The sequence below is a fragment of the Micrococcus sp. genome (assembly GCF_034179925.1).
Lineage (GTDB): Bacteria > Actinomycetota > Actinomycetes > Actinomycetales > Micrococcaceae > Micrococcus.
The window spans coordinates 30,705-47,954 of the sequence record NZ_JAXFPG010000010.1; the positions used below are offsets into that span (position 1 = coordinate 30,705).

Genomic DNA, 17,250 nt, shown 5'->3' on the forward strand with positions numbered 1-17,250 from the left:
CGTGTTCTCCCTGCGACCCGCGCACACCCTCTACCCTGATCCGCATGGCTGAGCACCTCGACGGCACCGCCGCCTCCACCTCCTCCCCCATGCCCGGACCGGACCGGCTGCTGGACCGCTCCGCCGTGTCCCTCCACGGCGCGTTGGCCTCCGGGGAGCTCTCCGCCCGGGAGGTCACGCAGGCCGCCCTGGACGCCGCCCACGCCAAGCAGGACCTCGGCGCGTTCGTCCACCTGGACCCGGACGCGGCACTGGCCCAGGCCGCCGCCCTGGACGACGCCCGGGCCACCGGTGCGGAGCCGGCCTCCCTGCATGGGATGCCGGTGGCGTGGAAGGACCTCGTGGACGTGGCGGGGATGCCCACCCGGTACGGCTCGGCCGCGTTCTCCGCGGCGGGCCCGGCAGCGCAGGACGACCCGCTGGTGGCGCGCCTGCGCCATGCCGGAACGGTGGTGCTGGGCAAGACCACGGTCCCGGAGTTCGGCCTGGACTCGTACTCCGAGAACCGGGTCTCGGCCCCGGCCCGCACCCCCCTGGACCCGACCCGCACCGCGGGAGGCTCCACCGGCGGTGGCGCTGCGGCGGTGGCGGCGGGCGTGCTGCCCTTCTCCCCCGGCTCCGACGGCGGCGGCTCCCTGCGGATCCCCGCGGCGGCGTGCGGGCTGCTCTCGCTGAAGCCGGGCCGGGGCACGGTCCCCACGGACCGCTCGGTGGACTCGGTGCGCACCCTGGTGGTCTCCGGGCCGATCGCGCACACGGCCGAGGACGCGGCCCTCCTGCTGGAGACCATGACCTCCCCGGAGGGGCTGCCGGGCCGCCTGGTGGAGGACGTACGGCGGGTGCGCGCCCGCCGCGAGGCCGGGGAACGGCCCACCTCCCTGCGGATCGGGCTCACGACGGCGTCCCCGTTCAGTCCGGCGGTCGAGATCGCCTTGGCCCGGCCCGCACTGGCGGCGCTGACCCGGGCGGGCGCGCTGCTCGAGGCCGCCGGGCATGCGGTGGACTCGTTCTCGCCCTGGTATGGGGAGGACTACCACCGGGACTTCCGCACGGTGTGGACCTCGGGCCTGCTGGATCGGCCCCTGCCGGAGGGTGCCGAGCGGCATCTGGGGTCTGTGGCGACGTCCTTCCTCGCCTCGGCCCGGGCGACGGGCCCGCAGGAGCGGGCCGCCGCCGTCGAGCGTCTGGAGGGGTGGGCGCGCGCGGTGCGCGCCCAGTTCGCCGAGCAGGACGTGGTGCTCACCCCCGTGCTGGCGACCCCGCCCCCGCCGGTGGGGCACTTCCTGGCGATGGAGCCGGAGGTCAACTACGCGGCGCAGTGCGCGTTCACCCCGTACACGTCCATGGTGAACGTGATGGGGCTGCCGGCGGTCACGGTGCCCCTGCTGCGCGACGAGGCGGGGCTGAGCTGGTCCGTGCAGCTCGTGGGGCGCCCGGGCACGGAGGGGCCGCTGCTCGGGCTGGCCACGGACCTCGAGCTGCTGCTGGCCGCCTGACCCCGGCACGACGACGGCGCCGCTCCCCGCACAGGGGGAGGGCGCCGTCGGAGGGGCCGGGACCGGTCAGGAGTAGGTGCCGTAGGGCTCGCTCGACGCCATGCCGATCAGCGCCAGGAGGACGATGAGCCCGATAGCCAGCACGAGGAGCAGCAGGGCGACGTAGTTCGTCACGAGGCCCGCGATCGCGAAGCCGCGACCGCGGGGCTCCCTCTTGAGACCCATGTGGCCCAGGACCACACCCACGATCGGCAGCACGACCAGCGAGAAGCCGCCGATCACGGACAGGATGCCGAGCACCATGGAGGCGATGGACAGGCCCGTGCCGGACTCCTCGGCGGGCGCGGCGGCACCGTACCCCGCGGCCGGGTAGGGGGCGTAGGGGTCCTGTCCGTAGGGGTCGTGCCCGAGACCCGCCGCCGAGCCGTGCCCGGAGACCTGCCCGGCGGGGGCCTCGTAGGACGGCCGCTGGGCGGGGTCGTCGTAGGCGGGCGCGGTGTCGGAGTACCAGGACGTCGCGGAGGCCTCGGGCTCCCCGGGGGTGGGACGGCCCGGCCAGCTGCCCGCGGAGGGGGTGCGGGGGTCCTGGGAGTCCGATTCGGGGGCGTGGGACATGGGTGTTCCTCTCCTGGGCGGGCGGAGCTCGCTCGGTGCGATGACGCTGCTGTCCCGAGTCTAGGCGTCGGCCCCGCCCCGTCAGGCGGAGCGCAGGCCCTCCCCTCCCCCGCCGGCCAGCTCCCGCAGGTAGCCGGCGAAGCCGCCGGGGGTGCGGCCGACGAGCCGGGAGGAGGTGGTCACCCGCACCCGGTCGGTGGCCAGCAGGCGGACACCGGGGGCGACGGCGGCGGAGCCGTCCTCCTCGGCGAGCGCCCGGACGGCGGCGGCGAGCCCCACGTCCTCGTGCTCGGCGACCTCCGCGAAGCCGCCGGCCCGCTCGTACAGCGCCCACGGCAGCCCGAGGTTCGCCCCGTGCACATGGGGGTGGTCCTCCGCGTGCCGGTACGCGGCCCGCCAGCGGGCTGCCAGGTCCGGGTCGGCGTCCCCCGGCAGGTCCACCGTGCCCAGGACCAGCGCCTGCCCGTCCGGGCGGACCGTGCTCGCGAGCACGGCCTGGCCCACGAGCCAGTCGGGCTCCACCCGGCTGTCCGCGTCGGTGGAGGCCAGCCACAGGGCCTCGGCGGGCACGGCGGGGAACAGCTCGCGGGCGTGCCGGGCGGCCGCGGCCCGGGCCCGGCCGACCCCGCCGGGGCCGGACTCGAGCGCGAGCACGTGGATCCGCGGGTCCGCACGGTGGGCGGTGCGGGCGCGGTCGAGGGTGGGGAGGTCGTTGGCGGGGACCGCCACGGCCGCGGCGGCGGTGCCCTGGGCGTGATGCGCCTCCCACCGGTCGAGGGCGGCGGAGAGCCCGGCCAGGCAGCCGGGCAGGGGGCCGGCCTCGTCCCGGGCGGGCACGATCGCCACGGCGTGGGTGGCGGCCGCGGCCCGGGCCAGCACCGTCAGGCGCACATCCGCCTCGACGTGCTCGGAGAGCACCCGCCAGCGAGGGTCGGCACGCACCCGGTCGTGGACGTCGTCGCCGTCCAGGGGCCAGCCGGAGATCGGCTGGCGCCAGTGGCACAGCAGCAGCTCGCCACCGGGGCGCAGGGAGGCCGTGGCGGCGTCGACGAGGCCGTCGAGCTCCTCGGGCTGCAGGAAGTAGCCGATCTCCGAGGCCACCACGAGGTCCACGTCCTGCAGCCCGGCGGGCCACTGCCGCGGCAGCACGGCCCGATGCACCTCGGCGTGGGGCGTCTCGGCCAGGCGGCCGGCGGCGCGCTCCACGGCCACCGGCGAGGCCTCGAGCCCCACCACCCGCTCGGCCCGCTCGGCCAGCCGCGCGGTGAGCTCGCCGATCGAGGCGCCGGCCTCGACCACGGTCCCGTAGCGATCCCGGGGCAGCACCGCCAGGGTGAGCGCCCGCTTGCGGGCCTCGTAGGGGCTGGTCCGGTAGCGCCACGGGTCCTCGTGGGCCTGGTAGAGCCGGTCGAAGACGGCGGCGGCGCGGGAGGCGTCGGCATCGTCCGGGCCGGTGCGGCGCAGCACCTCGAACCCGCGCCGGAAGTGCTCGACCATCCGCTCCGGCAGGATCGCCTCGTCCCCGGGGGCGGGGGACAGCGGCGCCACCTGGGAGACGTGGGCCGCGAGCGCGGCCCGGCGGGCGGCGTCGTCCCCGGGGCCCAGGGGCAGGCGCCGGTACCGGCGGGCGGGCAGCTCGGCGGGGGTCCCCCAGTGCCAGAACCACAGGGGGAACGCGAACAGCTCGAGGTCGTGCTCCCCGGCCAGGTCGGCCGCGGCGGAGCCCACCGCGTCGTGGTCGCCGTGGCCGTCGTCCGGGTCGTGGGAGGCGAGCACGACGGCGCCACCCACCCCGGGGGCCAGATCCGACAGGACCTCGGCCAGTCCGGCGCGCACCTGCTCGGGCCGCTCGCCCAGGCCGCCGTCGGGCAGGCCGAGCCCCCGCCAGGTGAGGGTGCCGGGCAGTCCGGCGCCGAGGGCGGCCATCGCGTGGTCCATCTCGGCCCGGCGCAGCCGCACGAGGTCGGCCGGGGTGTGGGTGGGCGAGTCCGGGTGGGAGGCCTCCCCCGCGGTGGCCGCCACCACCACGACGGCGGCCCCGCCCCGCAGCGCGGAGCGGATGAGCACGGGCGCGGCCAGGGACTCGTCGTCCGGGTGGGCGACGGCGACCACCAGCAGGTCCTGCGGCGTCCAGGCGCGTTCGGCCAGGGCGGGCAGGGACCCGACGCCGGCGGCCTGCCACACGGTCTCATCGGTGCCGTCGTCGAGGTGGGTGAAGGAGGGGGCGGGCTCCACGCCGGGGTCGGCGCCGGGGGTCACCACGGCTGCAGCCCCGCGCGCACAGCCGGGTCGGCCTCCAGCAGGGCGGCGCCGAGGCGGGCGTCGTCGCGGTCGCCGTGGTGCTGGCGCAGGTACACCTGCAGGTCCGCCACCGCGCGGGCGTGCGCGGCGTCCTGGGCCAGTGGGCCCGGGCCGGTCGCCCGCCCGACGACGTCCAGCACCTCGGTGCACGCCCGCTCCACGGTGCCGCGGACCCGGTCCGCCTCCACGAGGCCGAGATCGTGGTCCAGGCGGCCGGCGTCGACGTCCTCGGCGGCACGGGCCAGCAGCCCGGCCATCATGTGCAGGAGCCGATCCACCCGGCCGAGTGCGGCCTGAGCGGCCTGGTCCGGCCCCGGGCCGCGCCCCTGCGATGCGGCGTCCGCACGGCGCTCCAGGGAGGTGCGCAGCGTGCGCGCCACATGCACCGCACCCCCGAACCACACGGCGGCCACACCGATCCCGCCCCACGCGAAACCGGGCCGGCGCAGGTACCACTCCGGCCCGCCGACGGCGACGCCGGGCACCGCCTCGAACCTCAGTCCCACCGTGGTCACCGGGGCCAGGCCGAGTGCGGGCCAGGCGGCGTCCGAGACCGTCACCCCCGGGTGGCGCAGGTCCACGAGCACGGCCTGGCGGGTGCCGTCGTCCTGCCGGCCCGTGACCACCGCGTGGGCGCACAGGTCCGCCAGCGAGCACCAGGGCTTCTCCCCGTCCAGGACGAGCTCTGACCCCTCGCCGGGGCGGAGCGCGGGGGTGCGGCCCCCGGACTCCGAGGCGTAGACCCCCAGCAGGCCCGCAGGGGCGGGCACCCCGGCCTGGTCCAGGATGGACAGCGCGTCCAGGTGCGGTTCGACGGTGCGCGCCGCGGAGAGGTCCACGGCCGCCACGGTGGCCAGCAGCTCCCACTGCTCCCGGGTACGTCCGCCCCCGGTGAGGGGCAGGTCCAGGCCGGTGCCGGCGTCGTCCAGGAGGGCGGCCACGGCGGTGAGGTCCCCGGGGGTGGCTGCGGCGGCCACGAGCGCCCGCTCGGCCGCGGTGGGCTCCGGCCTGCCCGGGCCCAGGCGGACGGGCTGCACGGGCTGGTCGGCGGGGCGGGGCATCGGGCACCTCTTCGGGTCGGGGTGGGCGGCACGCACCGGCGGTGGAGGCGGCGGGCCACGGACGACGCACGGGCCGCCACAGGACAGCGACACCCTAGCCAGCGGCCGGTTCCGGCGGAACAGGCCAGGCGCGGGCGGGCACGGGCGGGGAGGGGCGGGCCGTTCTCCTGCCGGGGTCCCCGGAGCCGCCTTTTCTTGACAAGTTCCAAACACGGCTGGTGCGATGTGGGCATGAGCACTCGCACACGGGAGGTCCTGGACGACCGCGCACTGATGCGCGGTGCCGGCCTGCGCGTCACCGCCCCCCGACTGGCCGTGCTCAGCGCCCTGCGCGCCCACCCCCACGCGGACGCCGGCACAGTGCTCGCGGCGGCCCGCACCGAGCTGCCCACCGTCTCCCACCAGGCCGTCTACGACTGCCTGCGGGCCCTCACCGGCGCCGGCCTGGTCCGGTCCCTGCAGCCGGCCGGCTCCACCACCCGATACGAGATCGCCCTGCACGACAACCACCACCACCTGGTCTGCCGCAGCTGCGGCACCCTCGTGGACGTGCCCTGCCAGGCCGGCCACGCCCCCTGCCTGGACATCCCCGAAGACCACGGCTTCACCGTCGACGAGGCCGAGGTCTACTACTGGGGCCGCTGCCCCGCCTGCCGCGCTGGGCCACCCTGACCCCGACTCCGACCCCCGCACCACAGACCCCCGCACCCCGTCCCGAAAGGACACCGTGATGAGCCCCGAGAACAAGAACCTCCCCCACGGCCAGGAGAGCACCACCGTCGGTGAGATGAGCGACGACGCCGGCCAGAGCCGCTGCCCCGTGGCCCACGACCGCCTGCCCCACCCCACCTCGGGCGACGCCAACCAGCAGTGGTGGCCGGACCGCCTGAACCTGAAGATCCTGGCCAAGGAGCAGCCGGTCATCAACCCCCACGACCCGGACTTCGACTACCCGGCAGCGTTCTCCGCCCTCGACCTCGACGAGGTCAAGCAGTCCATCGCCGAAGTACTCACCACCTCGAAGGACTGGTGGCCGGCCGACTTCGGCAACTACGGCCCGTTCATGATCCGCATGGCCTGGCACGCGGCCGGCACCTACCGCTCCGCCGACGGCCGCGGCGGCGCCGGCACCGGCCAGCAGCGCTTCGCCCCACTGAACTCCTGGCCGGACAACGCCTCCCTGGACAAGGCCCGCCGCCTGCTGTGGCCGGTCAAGAAGAAGTACGGCCAGTCGCTGTCCTGGGCCGACCTGATCGTCCTGGCCGGCAACGTCGCCCACGAGATCATGGGCATGCCCACCTTCGCGTTCTCCGGCGGCCGCATCGACGCCTACGAGCCCGAGGACGACGTCTACTGGGGCCCCGAGACCGAGTGGACCAACGGCGGCGACCAGCGCTACAAGGGCGAGCGCGACCTCGACAACCCGCTGGCCGCCGTCGAGATGGGCCTGATCTACGTGAACCCCGAGGGCCCCGAGGGCGAGCCGGACCCGCTGAAGTCCGCGGTGGACATCAAGGAGACCTTCCACCGCATGGGCATGGACCACGAGGAGACCGTCGCGCTGATCGGCGGCGGCCACACCTTCGGCAAGACCCACGGCGCCGGCCCCGTGGAGGGCAACATCGGCCCCGAGCCCGAGGGTGCGGACATCGAGCAGATGGGCCTGGGCTGGAAGTCCGGCTACAAGTCCGGCAAGGGCATCGACGCCATCACCTCCGGCCTCGAGGTCACCTGGACCTACCACCCCACCCGCTGGGACAACGAGTTCTTCCACATCCTCTACGCGTACGAGTGGGAGCTCATGGAGTCCCCCGCCGGCGCCAAGCAGTGGCGCCCCGTGAACGGCGGCGGCTCGGACATGGTGCCCGAGGCCGACTTCAGCGGGCGCCGCGAGCCCCGCATGCTCACCTCGGACCTCGCCCTGCGCTTCGACCCCGAGTTCGGGGAGATCTCCAAGCGCTTCAAGGACGACTTCGCCGCGTTCCAGGACGCCTACTCCCGTGCCTGGTTCAAGCTGACCCACCGCGACATGGGCCCGATCTCCCGCCACTACGGCCCCGAGGTCCCCACCGAGGAGCTCCTCTGGATGGACCCGATCCCGGCACCGGCCTCCGTGCCCGGCCCCGCCGAGGCCCAGGCTGTGAAGGACAAGGTGGCCGCGGCCGGCCTGTCCGTGACCGACGTCGTGAAGACCGCCTGGGCGGCGGCCTCCACGTTCCGCCACTCCGACTTCCGAGGCGGCGCCAACGGCGGCCGCATCCGCCTCGAGCCGCAGCGCTCCTGGGAGGTCAACGAGCCGGCCGTCACCGGCCCGGTGATCGACACCCTCGAGCAGATCGCCGAGGAGACCGGCGTGTCCTTCGCCGACACCCTGGTGCTCGCCGGCAACTGGGCCGTGGAGAAGGCCGCAGCCGACGGCGGTGTGCCCGTGCAGGTGCCCTTCACCCCGGGCCGCGGCGACGCCACCCAGGAGCAGACCGACGTGCACTCCTTCGGCTACCTCGAGCCCACGGGGGACGGCTTCCGCAACTGGGACCCGCGTACGGACAAGCGCTTCCCCGCGGAGTTCGCCCTCGTGGACCGCGCCAACCTGCTGGGCCTGTCCGCCCCGGAGATGACCGTGCTCGTGGCCGGCCTGCGCGTGCTCGGGGCAGTGCACGGCGGCTCCACGGACGGCGTGTGGACGGAGAACGTGGGGGTGCTCTCCACGGACTTCCTCCAGGCCGTCACGGACATCGACACCCGGTGGGAGAAGGTGGCCGAAGGCCGGTACCGGGGCGTCACCGCCGACGGGCGTGAGCTCACCGGCACCCGCAACGACCTCGTGTTCGGCGCGAACTCCGAGCTGCGCACCGTGGCCGAGGTCTATGCCGGCGACGATGCCAAGGAGAAGTTCGTCAAGGACTTCGTGGCGGCCTGGGTGAAGGTCATGGACGCCGACCGCTACGACGTCGAGCGCGCCGGCCGGGGCCTCTGAGCTTCCCTTCCCATCCCCGCGAACCAGAGAGTACGGCTGTTTCTTCCCCCTCGAAGCAGCCGTACTCTCTGGTTCGCGGGGGCTGCGGGCCTACAGTGGCGCGTATGAGCACCTCTTCCGCGGCCGACCGTGCCGGCACCCCCGCCCTGCCCGAGGACCTGATCGACGTCGAGGCGCTGCTCGCCGCCTACCACGAGGGTCACCCGGACCCGTCAGACCCCGCGCAGAAGGTCGCCTTCGGCACCTCCGGCCACCGCGGCTCCGCGTTCGCCACCTCCTTCAACGACGACCACATCGCCGCCATCACGCAGGCGGTCGTCGAATACCGGGCGGCGCACGGCATCACCGGGCCCATCCTCGTCGGCAAGGACACCCACGCCCTCTCCGGCCCCGCCCAGGACACCGCCGTGCAGGTGCTGCTGGGCAACGACGTCCCCACACTCGTGGACTCCCGCGACGGCTACACCCCCACCCCCGCCGTCTCCCACGCGATCCTGCACCTGAACGCCGGACGCGACCTGACGCCGTCGGGCTTCGCGGCAGACGGGGACAACACCGGCCTGGCCGACGGCCTCGTGATCACCCCCTCCCACAACCCGCCCGCCGACGGCGGCTTCAAGTACAACCCGCCCCACGGCGGCCCCGCAGACACGGACGCGACCTCCTGGATCGCCGACCGCGCCAACGCGCTGCTCGCTGCTGGCCTGGAGGGTGTGCGCCGGGTGGCCGCGGACGACGTCGCCGCCCACCCCCGCCTGGGCACCTTCGACTTCCTGGACCGGTACGTCTCCGACCTGCCGCGTGTGGTGGACCTGGAGGCGATCCGCGAGGCCGGGGTGCGGATCGGCGCGGACCCCATGGGTGGTGCGTCCGTGGCGTACTGGGGTGAGATCGCCCAGCGCCACGGCCTCGACCTGACCGTGGTGAACCCCGAGGTGGACCCGCAGTTCGGGTTCATGACCCTCGACTGGGACGGGAAGATCCGCATGGACTGCTCGAGCCCGCACGCGATGGCCTCGCTGATCACGCGCATGGCCCCGGACGAGCACGGGCAGGCGCCGTTCGACATCGCCACCGGCAACGACGCCGACGCGGACCGCCACGGGATCGTCACCCCGGACGGCGGGCTGATGAACCCCAACCACTTCCTCGCGGTGGCCATCGACTACCTGTACCGTCACCGGGACCGCTGGCCCGCCCGGGCAGGCGTGGGCAAGACCCTCGTGAGCTCCTCCATGATCGACCGGGTGGCTGCGGACCTCGGCCGGGAGGTACTGGAGGTGCCGGTGGGCTTCAAGTGGTTCGTGCCGGGCCTGCTGACCGGCTCGGGCGTGTTCGGCGGGGAGGAGTCCGCGGGCGCGTCCTTCGTGACCCTGGACGGGCGCCCCTGGACCACGGACAAGGACGGGCTGCTGCTGTGCCTGCTGGCCGCGGAGATCCAGGCCGTCACCGGGCAGTCCCCCTCGCAGCGCTACCGGGACCTCGTGGCGCTGCACGGCGACCCCGCCTACGCGCGCATCGACGCCCCCGCCACCGCCGAGCAGAAGGCGCGCCTGAAGGAGCTCTCCCCGGACGACGTCGCCGCCACCGAGCTGGCTGGGGAGACGATCCTGGACGTGCTCACCAACGCTCCCGGCAACGCGGCGCCGATCGGCGGGCTCAAGGTGGTCACGCAGAACGCGTGGTTCGCGGCCCGCCCCTCCGGCACGGAGGACGTGTACAAGATCTACGCGGAGTCCTTCCGCGGCCCCGAGCATCTGCGGCAGGTGCAGGCCGAGGCCCAGGCCCTGGTAGACACGGTGATCGGCTGACCGGTCCCACAGCACGACGACGGCCCCTCACCGGAGCACCGGTGAGGGGCCGTCGCATGGGGTCGGCCCAGGGGCCGGGGCGGTGCTGAGGGGTCAGCGGATCTGCGACTCGTGGAACTCGCCGTCCACGGGGCCGTCCTCCACACCCTCGACACCGGAGCGGGCGGCGGCCCAGCTGGCACCGGCCGCGGCGCTGGCGGCGGCACCCGCCGAGGCGACGGAGCCGGCCGTGGTGCGGGCCCGCTCGATCACCTGGCCGCGGTGCCCCCAGGCACCGCTGAGGCCCGCGGCGATCCTCCGGCGGAAGATGAACGCGCACGCCACCAGCGCCAGGACGACCAGCGCGGCCGCACCGAGGGCGATCCACCAGCCGAGGCTGACGGTCCGCACGGTGAAGACCACACCGGAGCTGTTGGTGGAGACCACCTGGTCGCCCTCGAGCCGGCCGAAGAGGACGTCGTCCTCCTCGATCGATGCGCCGGCGGGACGCTGGACGGTCTGCCCGTGCTGGGTCGACTCGCCCTCCCGCAGCTTGGTGTCCAGCGCGGACACGTTCACCTGCACCTGCGACCGGGGGCGCAGGCCGCCCTCGATCTCCTCGACGTCGATGCGCGCGGGGAGGCCGGTGTAGTCCTGGATCTGCTGCGTGACCTGCTCCGGGGCGCCCCGGAAGCGGGCGGTGAACTGCAGCTCCCCGTCCTTCTCCTCCTCGGACAGCTCGCCCTGGGCGGGCCGCAGGGCCTCGCGCAGGCGCTCGCGCACGGCGTCGTCGGCGGCCTCGGCGGCCACCCCGTACGTCGCGGCGACCTCGACGTCGTCGAGCCCGTGGAAGGTGACCAGCTGCTGGGAGCGGGCCAGGTCCAGACGTCGGGTGCTCGTGAGCTCACCCTCCGGGCCCGTGGAGGACGGGTCGGAGTAGCCCTCGCCGCCGCCGAGGCTCACCTGCACGGCGTAGTCGCCGGCACGCGGGCTGAGCAGCTCGGTGGCCGGCATGCGGTAGGAGAGGACCTCCTCGACGGCCAGCGGGTCGCCCTGGGCCGGTCGGCTGGTGCGCTCGAGGTGCACGTCGTCGCCGGTGACCTTCTGCAGGCGCTCGGCGAGCTCGGGCAGGGTGCCCTCGCCGAGGGCCACCCGGTAGCCGCGGCCGGAGCCCTGGGAGGCGGGCTCCAGGGAGGCGCCCTCGGGGAGGCGATCGGCGAAGTACTTCTCCACGCGCTCGCGGGTGACCTTGTTCGACTCCCTCTGCCCGCTGAGCTCGAGGTCGGCGGTGTAGCGGTCCTCGCCGGCGGGCGAGAGGCGCAGGACGGCGCGGCCGAAGCCGTAGTCCTTCACGTCCTGGACGTTCAGCGCGCCATGTCCGGCTTCGTATTCCTTGCCCCCGACGGTGACGGTGTCCTCCGCCTGGGGGGTGTCCCGCTGGATGTCGCTCTCGTCGATGACGCCGTCGGACTCGAGGCCGTCGGTCACCCAGCCCAGCAGCTCGTCGGAGGTGAAGTTCTCCCGCACCTGGACGCCCTGGACGAGGTCCGAGTCGCTCCGGGTCTGGACGATGGTCGCGTCCCGGTCCACCCCGGAGTCCTGCAGGAGGGACTCGACCTTGGTCTCGTAGTCCTCGAGGCTGTCGTACTCGAGGCGGAAGCGCAGGACGACGGACTCGGTCCCGTCCTCGGTCTGGGTGGTCATCCCCGTGTAGGAGAGCTCCTCGGGCAGGTGCTTCTTGACGGAGGCCTCGACGTCGGCGGGCTTCACGCCCTGCTCGGCGAGGCTGTCCGAGGTGACGACGACGCCCATCTCCCGGACGCCCGAGCCGTTCTCCTCGACGGTGAGCTGGGTCTGCACGGAGGCGCAGCCGGTGGAGAGCAGGAGGGAGGCGAGCGCGGTCCCCAGCAGGATCCTGCGGGCGCGCATCAGTTGACCATCCCCTCGAGCACGGACATGAACACGTAGGTGACCAGGCAGACCCCGAGGATCCATCCGGCGAAGCCGGCCACGAACGGGATCAGGGGGGAGCCGGTGAAGCGGTGGCGACGGTTCACGCCGATGTACATGAGCAGCTCGGCGGCGAGGGAGAACACGGCCACGAGGAACAGGCCGACCAGGACGATGGGCCCGATCAGGCCGCGGCCGGGCAGGAGCAGGGCGAGGATGCCGACCAGGGTGATGCAGGCCAGGCCGGAGTAGGCGGTGGCGACGATCTGCCCGCTCGCCGAGAACGGGACGCCGGACTTCGACACGAGGAAGCTCAGGTGGAGCGTGCTCACGCGCACCAGGTCGATGAGGAAGAACAGGACCAGGGCCAGGAGGAAGAGCTGGAGGCCATACTCGAAGGGCAGGTACCAGTACCGGGAGGAGCGGAACCCGAACAGCCGGTCGGCGGAGCTGACGAAGGTGCCGTTGGTGCGGCCGATCAGGACGACGAGGAACAGGGCCGCGAGCACGTTGCGCAGGAGCAGCTGGAGCCACCAGCCGTTGCCCTGGGCGTGGCCCAGGCGCAGCGCGTCGAGCGGGCGGTTCTTGAGCACGGTGAGGAAGGCGGCCGGGTAGGCGATCAGGGCGTCCAGGGCACCGTTGCGCCGGGTCTCGGCGGCGGCGGGGGCGCCGTCGGCGGCAGGCTGGGCGGCCGGGGTCTCCACGGCGGGGGCGGCCGGGGCCGCCGCAGTGGACCCCGCGGCGGGGTCGGCGGGGTTCTGGGGGTTCTGGTCAGTCACAGTGGTCTCTTTCAGCGGGAAAGCACGAGTGTGGCCTCGTCGGGAAGGGCTGCGGCCGCAGGGTCGGCCGCCGACACCCTGTGCAGGGTGTCGGCATACCATTAAACCTGACGGAAACCTGTGAGTTCTCTCCGTGAAGAGAAGACGGGCCCTCGTCGGGGAACCCGGGCCCCTGGAAGGGGCGCGCACTACGGTGAGGGCATGACCATCGACCAGCCATCCCCCGATCACGACGCCGGCCGCCCCGCGCGTGCCCGCCCGCGCCGGGCGCTCGGTGTGGGAGGGGCTGCTCCCACCGGTGTGCCGGCCCAGGCCGACGGGCTGCACGCCGCCGACCCGGACGAGGCCGCCGCACTCGCCCCGGCGGACGGTCGGGACTCCGAGACCGGCGACGCCGGCGACACCCTGCACACCGCCCCGCACACCTCCCTGCTGCCGGTGATGCCCTCCGCCGGTGCCCGGCCCGAGGAGCCGGACGCCGCCGTCGAGCGTCTGCGGGCCGCCGCCCGCTCCCGGGCCGCGCACCCGCGGAAGGTGCGCATCCGCCAACTCAAGGGCCTCAAGCGGATGCTGGAGGAGAACGAGCAGCGGCTCCTGGACGCACTGGCGAAGGACCTGCACAAGTCGCCCACGGAGGCGCGGCTCACGGAGATCGGCACGGTGCGCGCGGAGATCGACCACGCGGTGCTGCACCTGACGGACTGGATGGACCCGCGCCCGGCGAAGGTGCCGCTCGCACTGCAGCCGGCATCCGCGCACGTGCGGGCCCGCCCCAAGGGGATGGTCCTGGTGATCGGGGCGTGGAACTACCCGGTGCAGCTGCTGCTGGGTCCGCTCGTGCCGGCGCTGGCCGCGGGCAACACCGTGGTGGTCAGCCCCTCGGAGAAGGCCCCGGCCACGGCCCGGGCCCTGCAGGAGCTGCTGCCGCAGTACCTGGACCCGGCGCTGATCTCCGTGGTGTCCGGCGGCCGGGACTGCGTGCAGGCGCTGCTCGCCCATCCGTGGGATCACATCCTCTACACGGGCGGGGAGCGGGTGGGGCGGATCGTCTACGAGGCGGCTGCGAAGACCCTCTCCCCCGTGACCCTCGAGCTCGGCGGCAAGTCCCCCACAGTGGTGACGCCCTCGCGCAACGCCACGGCGATGGCACGGCGCATCGCGTTCGGCAAGTTCACGAATGCGGGGCAGACCTGTGTGGCCCCGGACTATGTGCTGGCGGTCGGCGAGGTCGCTCACCGGCAGCTGCTCGAGCACCTCCCGACGGCGATCCGCGAGTTCTACGGTGAGGATCCGTCCGCGTCGGCGGACTACGGCCGCCTGGTCTCGGCCGAGCACACCCGCCGGCTGGTGGACATGCTCGAAGAGGATGTGCGCGCGGGGGCGCGGGTCGTCGTCGGGGGTCGGGCGGACGTGGCGGGGCGGTACCTGGAGCCGACCGTGGTGGACGGTGTGCGCCCGGAGGGGGCGCTGATGCGCGAGGAGCTGTTCGGGCCGGTGCTGCCGATCCTGCGCGTGGACACGTTCCAGGAGGCGCTGGACTTCATCGCGGACCGCCCGCATCCGCTGGCGGCGTACCTGTTCACGGACAGCCTGCGGTACCACCGGGCGTTCGAGGATCAGGTGCAGGCCGGTGCGGTGAGCACGGACGTCACGCTGATCCACGCGGGCATGGTGACCCTGCCGTTCGGCGGGGTGGGGCCCTCGGGGATCGGGGCGTACCACGGGCAGGCGGGGTTCGACACGTTCTCGCACCTGCGCCCGGCCCTGACGAAGTCCGACCAGGTGGACACGCTCAAGGCGGTGTACCCGCCGCACGGCTGGCTCAAGCGCAAGACGATCCCGAGGATGCTCTGACCCACCCGCTCCCGTTCGGGAAACGGGAGGTCCCCAGGGCACTCCCGTTCGAGAAACGGGAGGCGCCGGGCGCGCTCCGGTGTGGGAAACGGGAGGTTCTGGAGCTGTTCCCGCGTGAGAGACGGGAGCGCCGACGCCTCAGCACGGCGGCGGGCTCCCGCCCGCGGTCAGCCCTCCGCGACGACGTCGGTGCGGTCGGTCATGACCCCGTCCACGCCTGCCTCCCGCAGCCGCTCGACCTCAGTCACACTCATAGGGACGGACCGGGATGGGCGGTGAGGCCACCTCCCGTTTCTCGAACAGAAGTGACCCCGCCACCTCCCGTTTCGTCCACGGGAGCACCCGGAACACCTCCCGTTTCTCGAACGGGAGCGCCCGGGGTGGGGGCGATAGGCTCGGGGCATGAGCGAGCGCCAGACTTACCTACTCGTGGACGGCGAGAACATCGACGCAACCCTGGGCAACTCCGTGCTCCAGCGGCGCCCTCAGCCGGAGGAGCGCCCCCGCTGGAACCGCCTGCTCTCCCACATCCGCGAGCGCTGGGGCCAGTCGGTCAAGCCCCTGTTCTTCCTCGCGGTGGACGGGGACATCCCCTTCAACTTCGTGCAGGCGCTCACCACGCTCGGCTATCGGCCCATCCTGCTGCGCGGCGAGGGCAAGGTTGTGGACCTCGGCATCCAGCGCACGGCCGAGGCGCTGCTGGGGCGGGACGCGGACGTCGTCCTGGCCAGCCACGATGCCGACTTCGTCCCCCAGATGACGGCGTTGACCGCCACGGAGGGCCGGCGTACCGCGGTGGTGGGCTTCGACGAGTTCGTGGCCCACGGGCTGCGGACGATCCCGGGGATCGAGGTGTGGGACCTCGAGCACGAGGTCGCCGCGTTCGACTCTCCGCTGCCTCGCCTGCGGGTGATCGACATCGACGAGTTCAACCCGCTGGACTTCCTGTGAGTCCGGCCCCGGTGGAGGCGGAGACGCGGGGCGGGCTGCCCGCGCGTCACCGTCTCGTGTGGGTGGACGTGGCCCGGGGCCTGGCCCTGGTCTCCATGATGATCGCCCACACGGCGCCCTCGGGCGGCCCGGCCGGGGTGCTGAACCTCTCGGAGTTCCTGACGGCGGCCCTGTTCGCGGCCCTCGTGGGTGTCGGTTCGGCGCTGGAACGTCGCCGCTACGGGGCCGGGCGCACCCTGGTGCTCGCGGCCGTGCGGGCTCTGGCGCTGTGGGCGGCGGCGTTCCTGGCGGACCTGTTCGGTGCGCAGGTGGTGGACATCCTGCGGCATCTGGCGCTGGTCACGCTCGCGATGGGCGTGTTCGGGGCGCTGCCGCGGGTGGGCCGTGCCGTGCTCGCCCTCGTGGGGGTGGCGCTGGGGGTGTGGCTGACGGCGCTGGGCACGGTGACGGTGGCCGCGCACCTGAGCGCCGGGCTGGCCCCGCTGCAGGAGGCCACGGCCCCGATCCGCGCCCAGCTGGGCAATGTGGGGGCGGCCCTGGAGATCACCGATCCGGAGGTGCTGATGTGGACGGCCTCCTACCTCACGGCCGGCCCATACCGGCTGCCCCTGCTGCTGGCGTGGGCGCTGCTGGGCTCGGTGCTTGTGGCCTCCGTGGTGCGCTTCGAGGGCGTCGCCCGAGTCACGGCGGTGGCCTGGGCGGGGGCCGGCCTGCTGGTCGCCGGGGCGGGACTGGCATGGTCGCGCTGGCACATCGGGGAGTTCCCGACGCCGTACACCGCCTCCCTGGCGGACGTCGCCGTCACCGGGGGCCTGGTGGTGCTGGCGCTCGGGCTGTGCGCCGCCGTCGTGCCGGCCCACCTGCCGTGGCTCACGGACCCGCTGGCTGTGGCCGGGTCCATGACGTTGTCCGTGTATGTGGCGCATCAGGCGTATCTGGGGTGGGCTGTGGGTGGGTGGACCGTGTTCGGCGGGGCCCTGCAGCCCGGCCCGGGCCCGTGGGTGAACGCCGCCGGCACGGATGACACCTGGTTCAACCTGGTGGTGCTGATCGTGGCCGCCGTGCTGCTGCCGCTGCTGTGGCGTCGGCTGGTCCGGGCCCGCCCCTGGCAGAGGGGCCCGCTGGAGGGCGTCGTGGGCCTGGTGACTGGCCGCATCGCCCGCTGACCTGGGGCCTAGACTGTCCCCCCGGCGGTGCCGGACGGGTTCCGGGAGCCGCCTCGCGTCCCCTCCCTCCCCGTGAAAGGTCCTCCGTGGGCACCACCGCTCCGTCCGCCTCCTCGGCGGCCCCGCCGCCGTCGTCCTCCACCGGGCCCAGTGCGGGCCCCGACGACGTCGGCTCCACGCACTCCGGCCTGCGCCGCACCCTCGCCCCGCGGCACCTGACGATGATCGCCATGGGCGGGGCCATCGGCACCGGCCTGTTCGTGGCCTCCGGCAACACGATCGCCACCGCCGGCCCCGGAGGCGCCCTGCT

Annotated in this window: 12 protein-coding genes and 1 pseudogene; 8 read left to right on the forward strand and 5 right to left on the reverse strand. The window is 74.1% G+C overall.

Annotated elements, in window-relative coordinates; translation table 11 throughout:
- Positions 1 to 44 precede the first annotated feature (44 nt).
- A complete protein-coding gene (locus tag SPI96_RS02105) occupies positions 45 to 1,496 on the forward strand; it encodes an amidase (RefSeq protein ID WP_321080717.1) in 1,452 nt (483 codons plus the stop codon).
- Between the two features lie 66 nt (positions 1,497 to 1,562).
- On the opposite strand, the gene SPI96_RS02110 is transcribed toward SPI96_RS02105, so the two are convergent.
- The 3 genes from SPI96_RS02110 to SPI96_RS02120 form a co-directional block, all read right to left on the reverse strand.
- Positions 1,563 to 2,111, reverse strand: a complete 549-nt coding sequence (locus tag SPI96_RS02110; RefSeq protein WP_321080718.1) for a DUF4190 domain-containing protein — start codon at positions 2,109 to 2,111, stop codon at positions 1,563 to 1,565.
- 81 nt (positions 2,112 to 2,192) lie between these two features.
- Positions 2,193 to 4,373, reverse strand: coding sequence for a class I SAM-dependent methyltransferase (locus tag SPI96_RS02115; protein WP_321080719.1), 2,181 nt, complete (start codon positions 4,371 to 4,373; stop codon positions 2,193 to 2,195).
- Positions 4,367 to 5,473, reverse strand: a complete 1,107-nt coding sequence (locus SPI96_RS02120; protein ID WP_321080720.1) for an acyl-CoA hydrolase — start codon at positions 5,471 to 5,473, stop codon at positions 4,367 to 4,369. The genes SPI96_RS02115 and SPI96_RS02120 overlap by 7 nt, the downstream gene beginning before the upstream one ends.
- A gap of 231 nt (positions 5,474 to 5,704) precedes the next feature.
- Between SPI96_RS02120 and SPI96_RS02125 the strand changes: the two genes are divergently transcribed.
- The 3 genes from SPI96_RS02125 to pgm all read left to right on the forward strand — a co-directional run bounded on the left by SPI96_RS02125 (position 5,705) and on the right by pgm (position 10,261).
- Complete coding sequence (locus SPI96_RS02125) at positions 5,705 to 6,145, forward strand: Fur family transcriptional regulator (RefSeq protein ID WP_321080721.1); 441 nt, start codon at positions 5,705 to 5,707, stop codon at positions 6,143 to 6,145.
- Between the two features lie 58 nt (positions 6,146 to 6,203).
- Complete coding sequence (gene katG, locus SPI96_RS02130; protein ID WP_414601891.1) at positions 6,204 to 8,450, forward strand: catalase/peroxidase HPI; 2,247 nt, start codon at positions 6,204 to 6,206, stop codon at positions 8,448 to 8,450.
- A 104-nt stretch (positions 8,451 to 8,554) separates the two neighbouring features.
- The gene (gene pgm, locus SPI96_RS02135; RefSeq protein ID WP_321080722.1) at positions 8,555 to 10,261 is read left to right on the forward strand and encodes a phosphoglucomutase (alpha-D-glucose-1,6-bisphosphate-dependent); all 1,707 of its coding nucleotides are present in this window, start codon (positions 8,555 to 8,557) and stop codon (positions 10,259 to 10,261) included.
- A 93-nt stretch (positions 10,262 to 10,354) separates the two neighbouring features.
- Here the strand turns inward: pgm and SPI96_RS02140 are convergent, their stop codons facing one another.
- Both SPI96_RS02140 and SPI96_RS02145 read right to left on the reverse strand, forming a co-directional pair.
- Positions 10,355 to 12,169 (reverse strand): hypothetical protein, encoded by a 1,815-nt coding sequence (locus tag SPI96_RS02140; protein WP_321080723.1) that lies wholly within the window; start codon positions 12,167 to 12,169, stop codon positions 10,355 to 10,357.
- Positions 12,169 to 12,969 carry a hypothetical protein gene (locus tag SPI96_RS02145; RefSeq protein WP_321080724.1) on the reverse strand — a complete coding sequence of 267 codons (801 nt, stop codon included), beginning with the start codon at positions 12,967 to 12,969 and terminating at the stop codon, positions 12,169 to 12,171. The genes SPI96_RS02140 and SPI96_RS02145 overlap by 1 nt, the downstream gene beginning before the upstream one ends.
- A 441-nt stretch (positions 12,970 to 13,410) precedes the next feature.
- Here SPI96_RS02145 and SPI96_RS02150 point away from each other — a divergent pair, with 441 nt between their 5' ends.
- From SPI96_RS02150 to SPI96_RS02165, 4 genes and pseudogenes are all read left to right on the forward strand, one after another.
- Entirely contained in the window at positions 13,411 to 14,823 is a 1,413-nt protein-coding gene (locus SPI96_RS02150; protein WP_414601893.1) for an aldehyde dehydrogenase family protein, read from the forward strand.
- Between the two features lie 402 nt (positions 14,824 to 15,225).
- A complete protein-coding gene (locus SPI96_RS02155; RefSeq protein WP_321080726.1) occupies positions 15,226 to 15,774 on the forward strand; it encodes an NYN domain-containing protein in 549 nt (182 codons plus the stop codon).
- Complete coding sequence (locus SPI96_RS02160; RefSeq protein WP_321080727.1) at positions 15,771 to 16,940, forward strand: hypothetical protein; 1,170 nt, start codon at positions 15,771 to 15,773, stop codon at positions 16,938 to 16,940. Before SPI96_RS02155 ends, SPI96_RS02160 begins: the two co-directional genes overlap by 4 nt.
- Before the next feature lie 86 nt (positions 16,941 to 17,026).
- Positions 17,027 to 17,250: pseudogene (locus SPI96_RS02165) on the forward strand (gamma-aminobutyrate permease); the annotation flags it as partial.

Coding starts and splice junctions, on each gene's coding strand:
- SPI96_RS02105 (WP_321080717.1), top strand. CDS start 45: ATGGCTGAGCACCTCGACGGCACCGCCGCCTCCACCTCCTCCCCCATG.
- SPI96_RS02110 (WP_321080718.1), bottom strand. CDS start 2,111: ATGTCCCACGCCCCCGAATCGGACTCCCAGGACCCCCGCACCCCCTCC.
- SPI96_RS02120 (WP_321080720.1), bottom strand. CDS start 5,473: ATGCCCCGCCCCGCCGACCAGCCCGTGCAGCCCGTCCGCCTGGGCCCG.
- SPI96_RS02125 (WP_321080721.1), top strand. CDS start 5,705: ATGAGCACTCGCACACGGGAGGTCCTGGACGACCGCGCACTGATGCGC.
- katG (WP_414601891.1), top strand. CDS start 6,204: ATGAGCCCCGAGAACAAGAACCTCCCCCACGGCCAGGAGAGCACCACC.
- pgm (WP_321080722.1), top strand. CDS start 8,555: ATGAGCACCTCTTCCGCGGCCGACCGTGCCGGCACCCCCGCCCTGCCC.
- SPI96_RS02140 (WP_321080723.1), bottom strand. CDS start 12,169: ATGCGCGCCCGCAGGATCCTGCTGGGGACCGCGCTCGCCTCCCTCCTG.
- SPI96_RS02150 (WP_414601893.1), top strand. CDS start 13,411: ATGCCCTCCGCCGGTGCCCGGCCCGAGGAGCCGGACGCCGCCGTCGAG.
- SPI96_RS02155 (WP_321080726.1), top strand. CDS start 15,226: ATGAGCGAGCGCCAGACTTACCTACTCGTGGACGGCGAGAACATCGAC.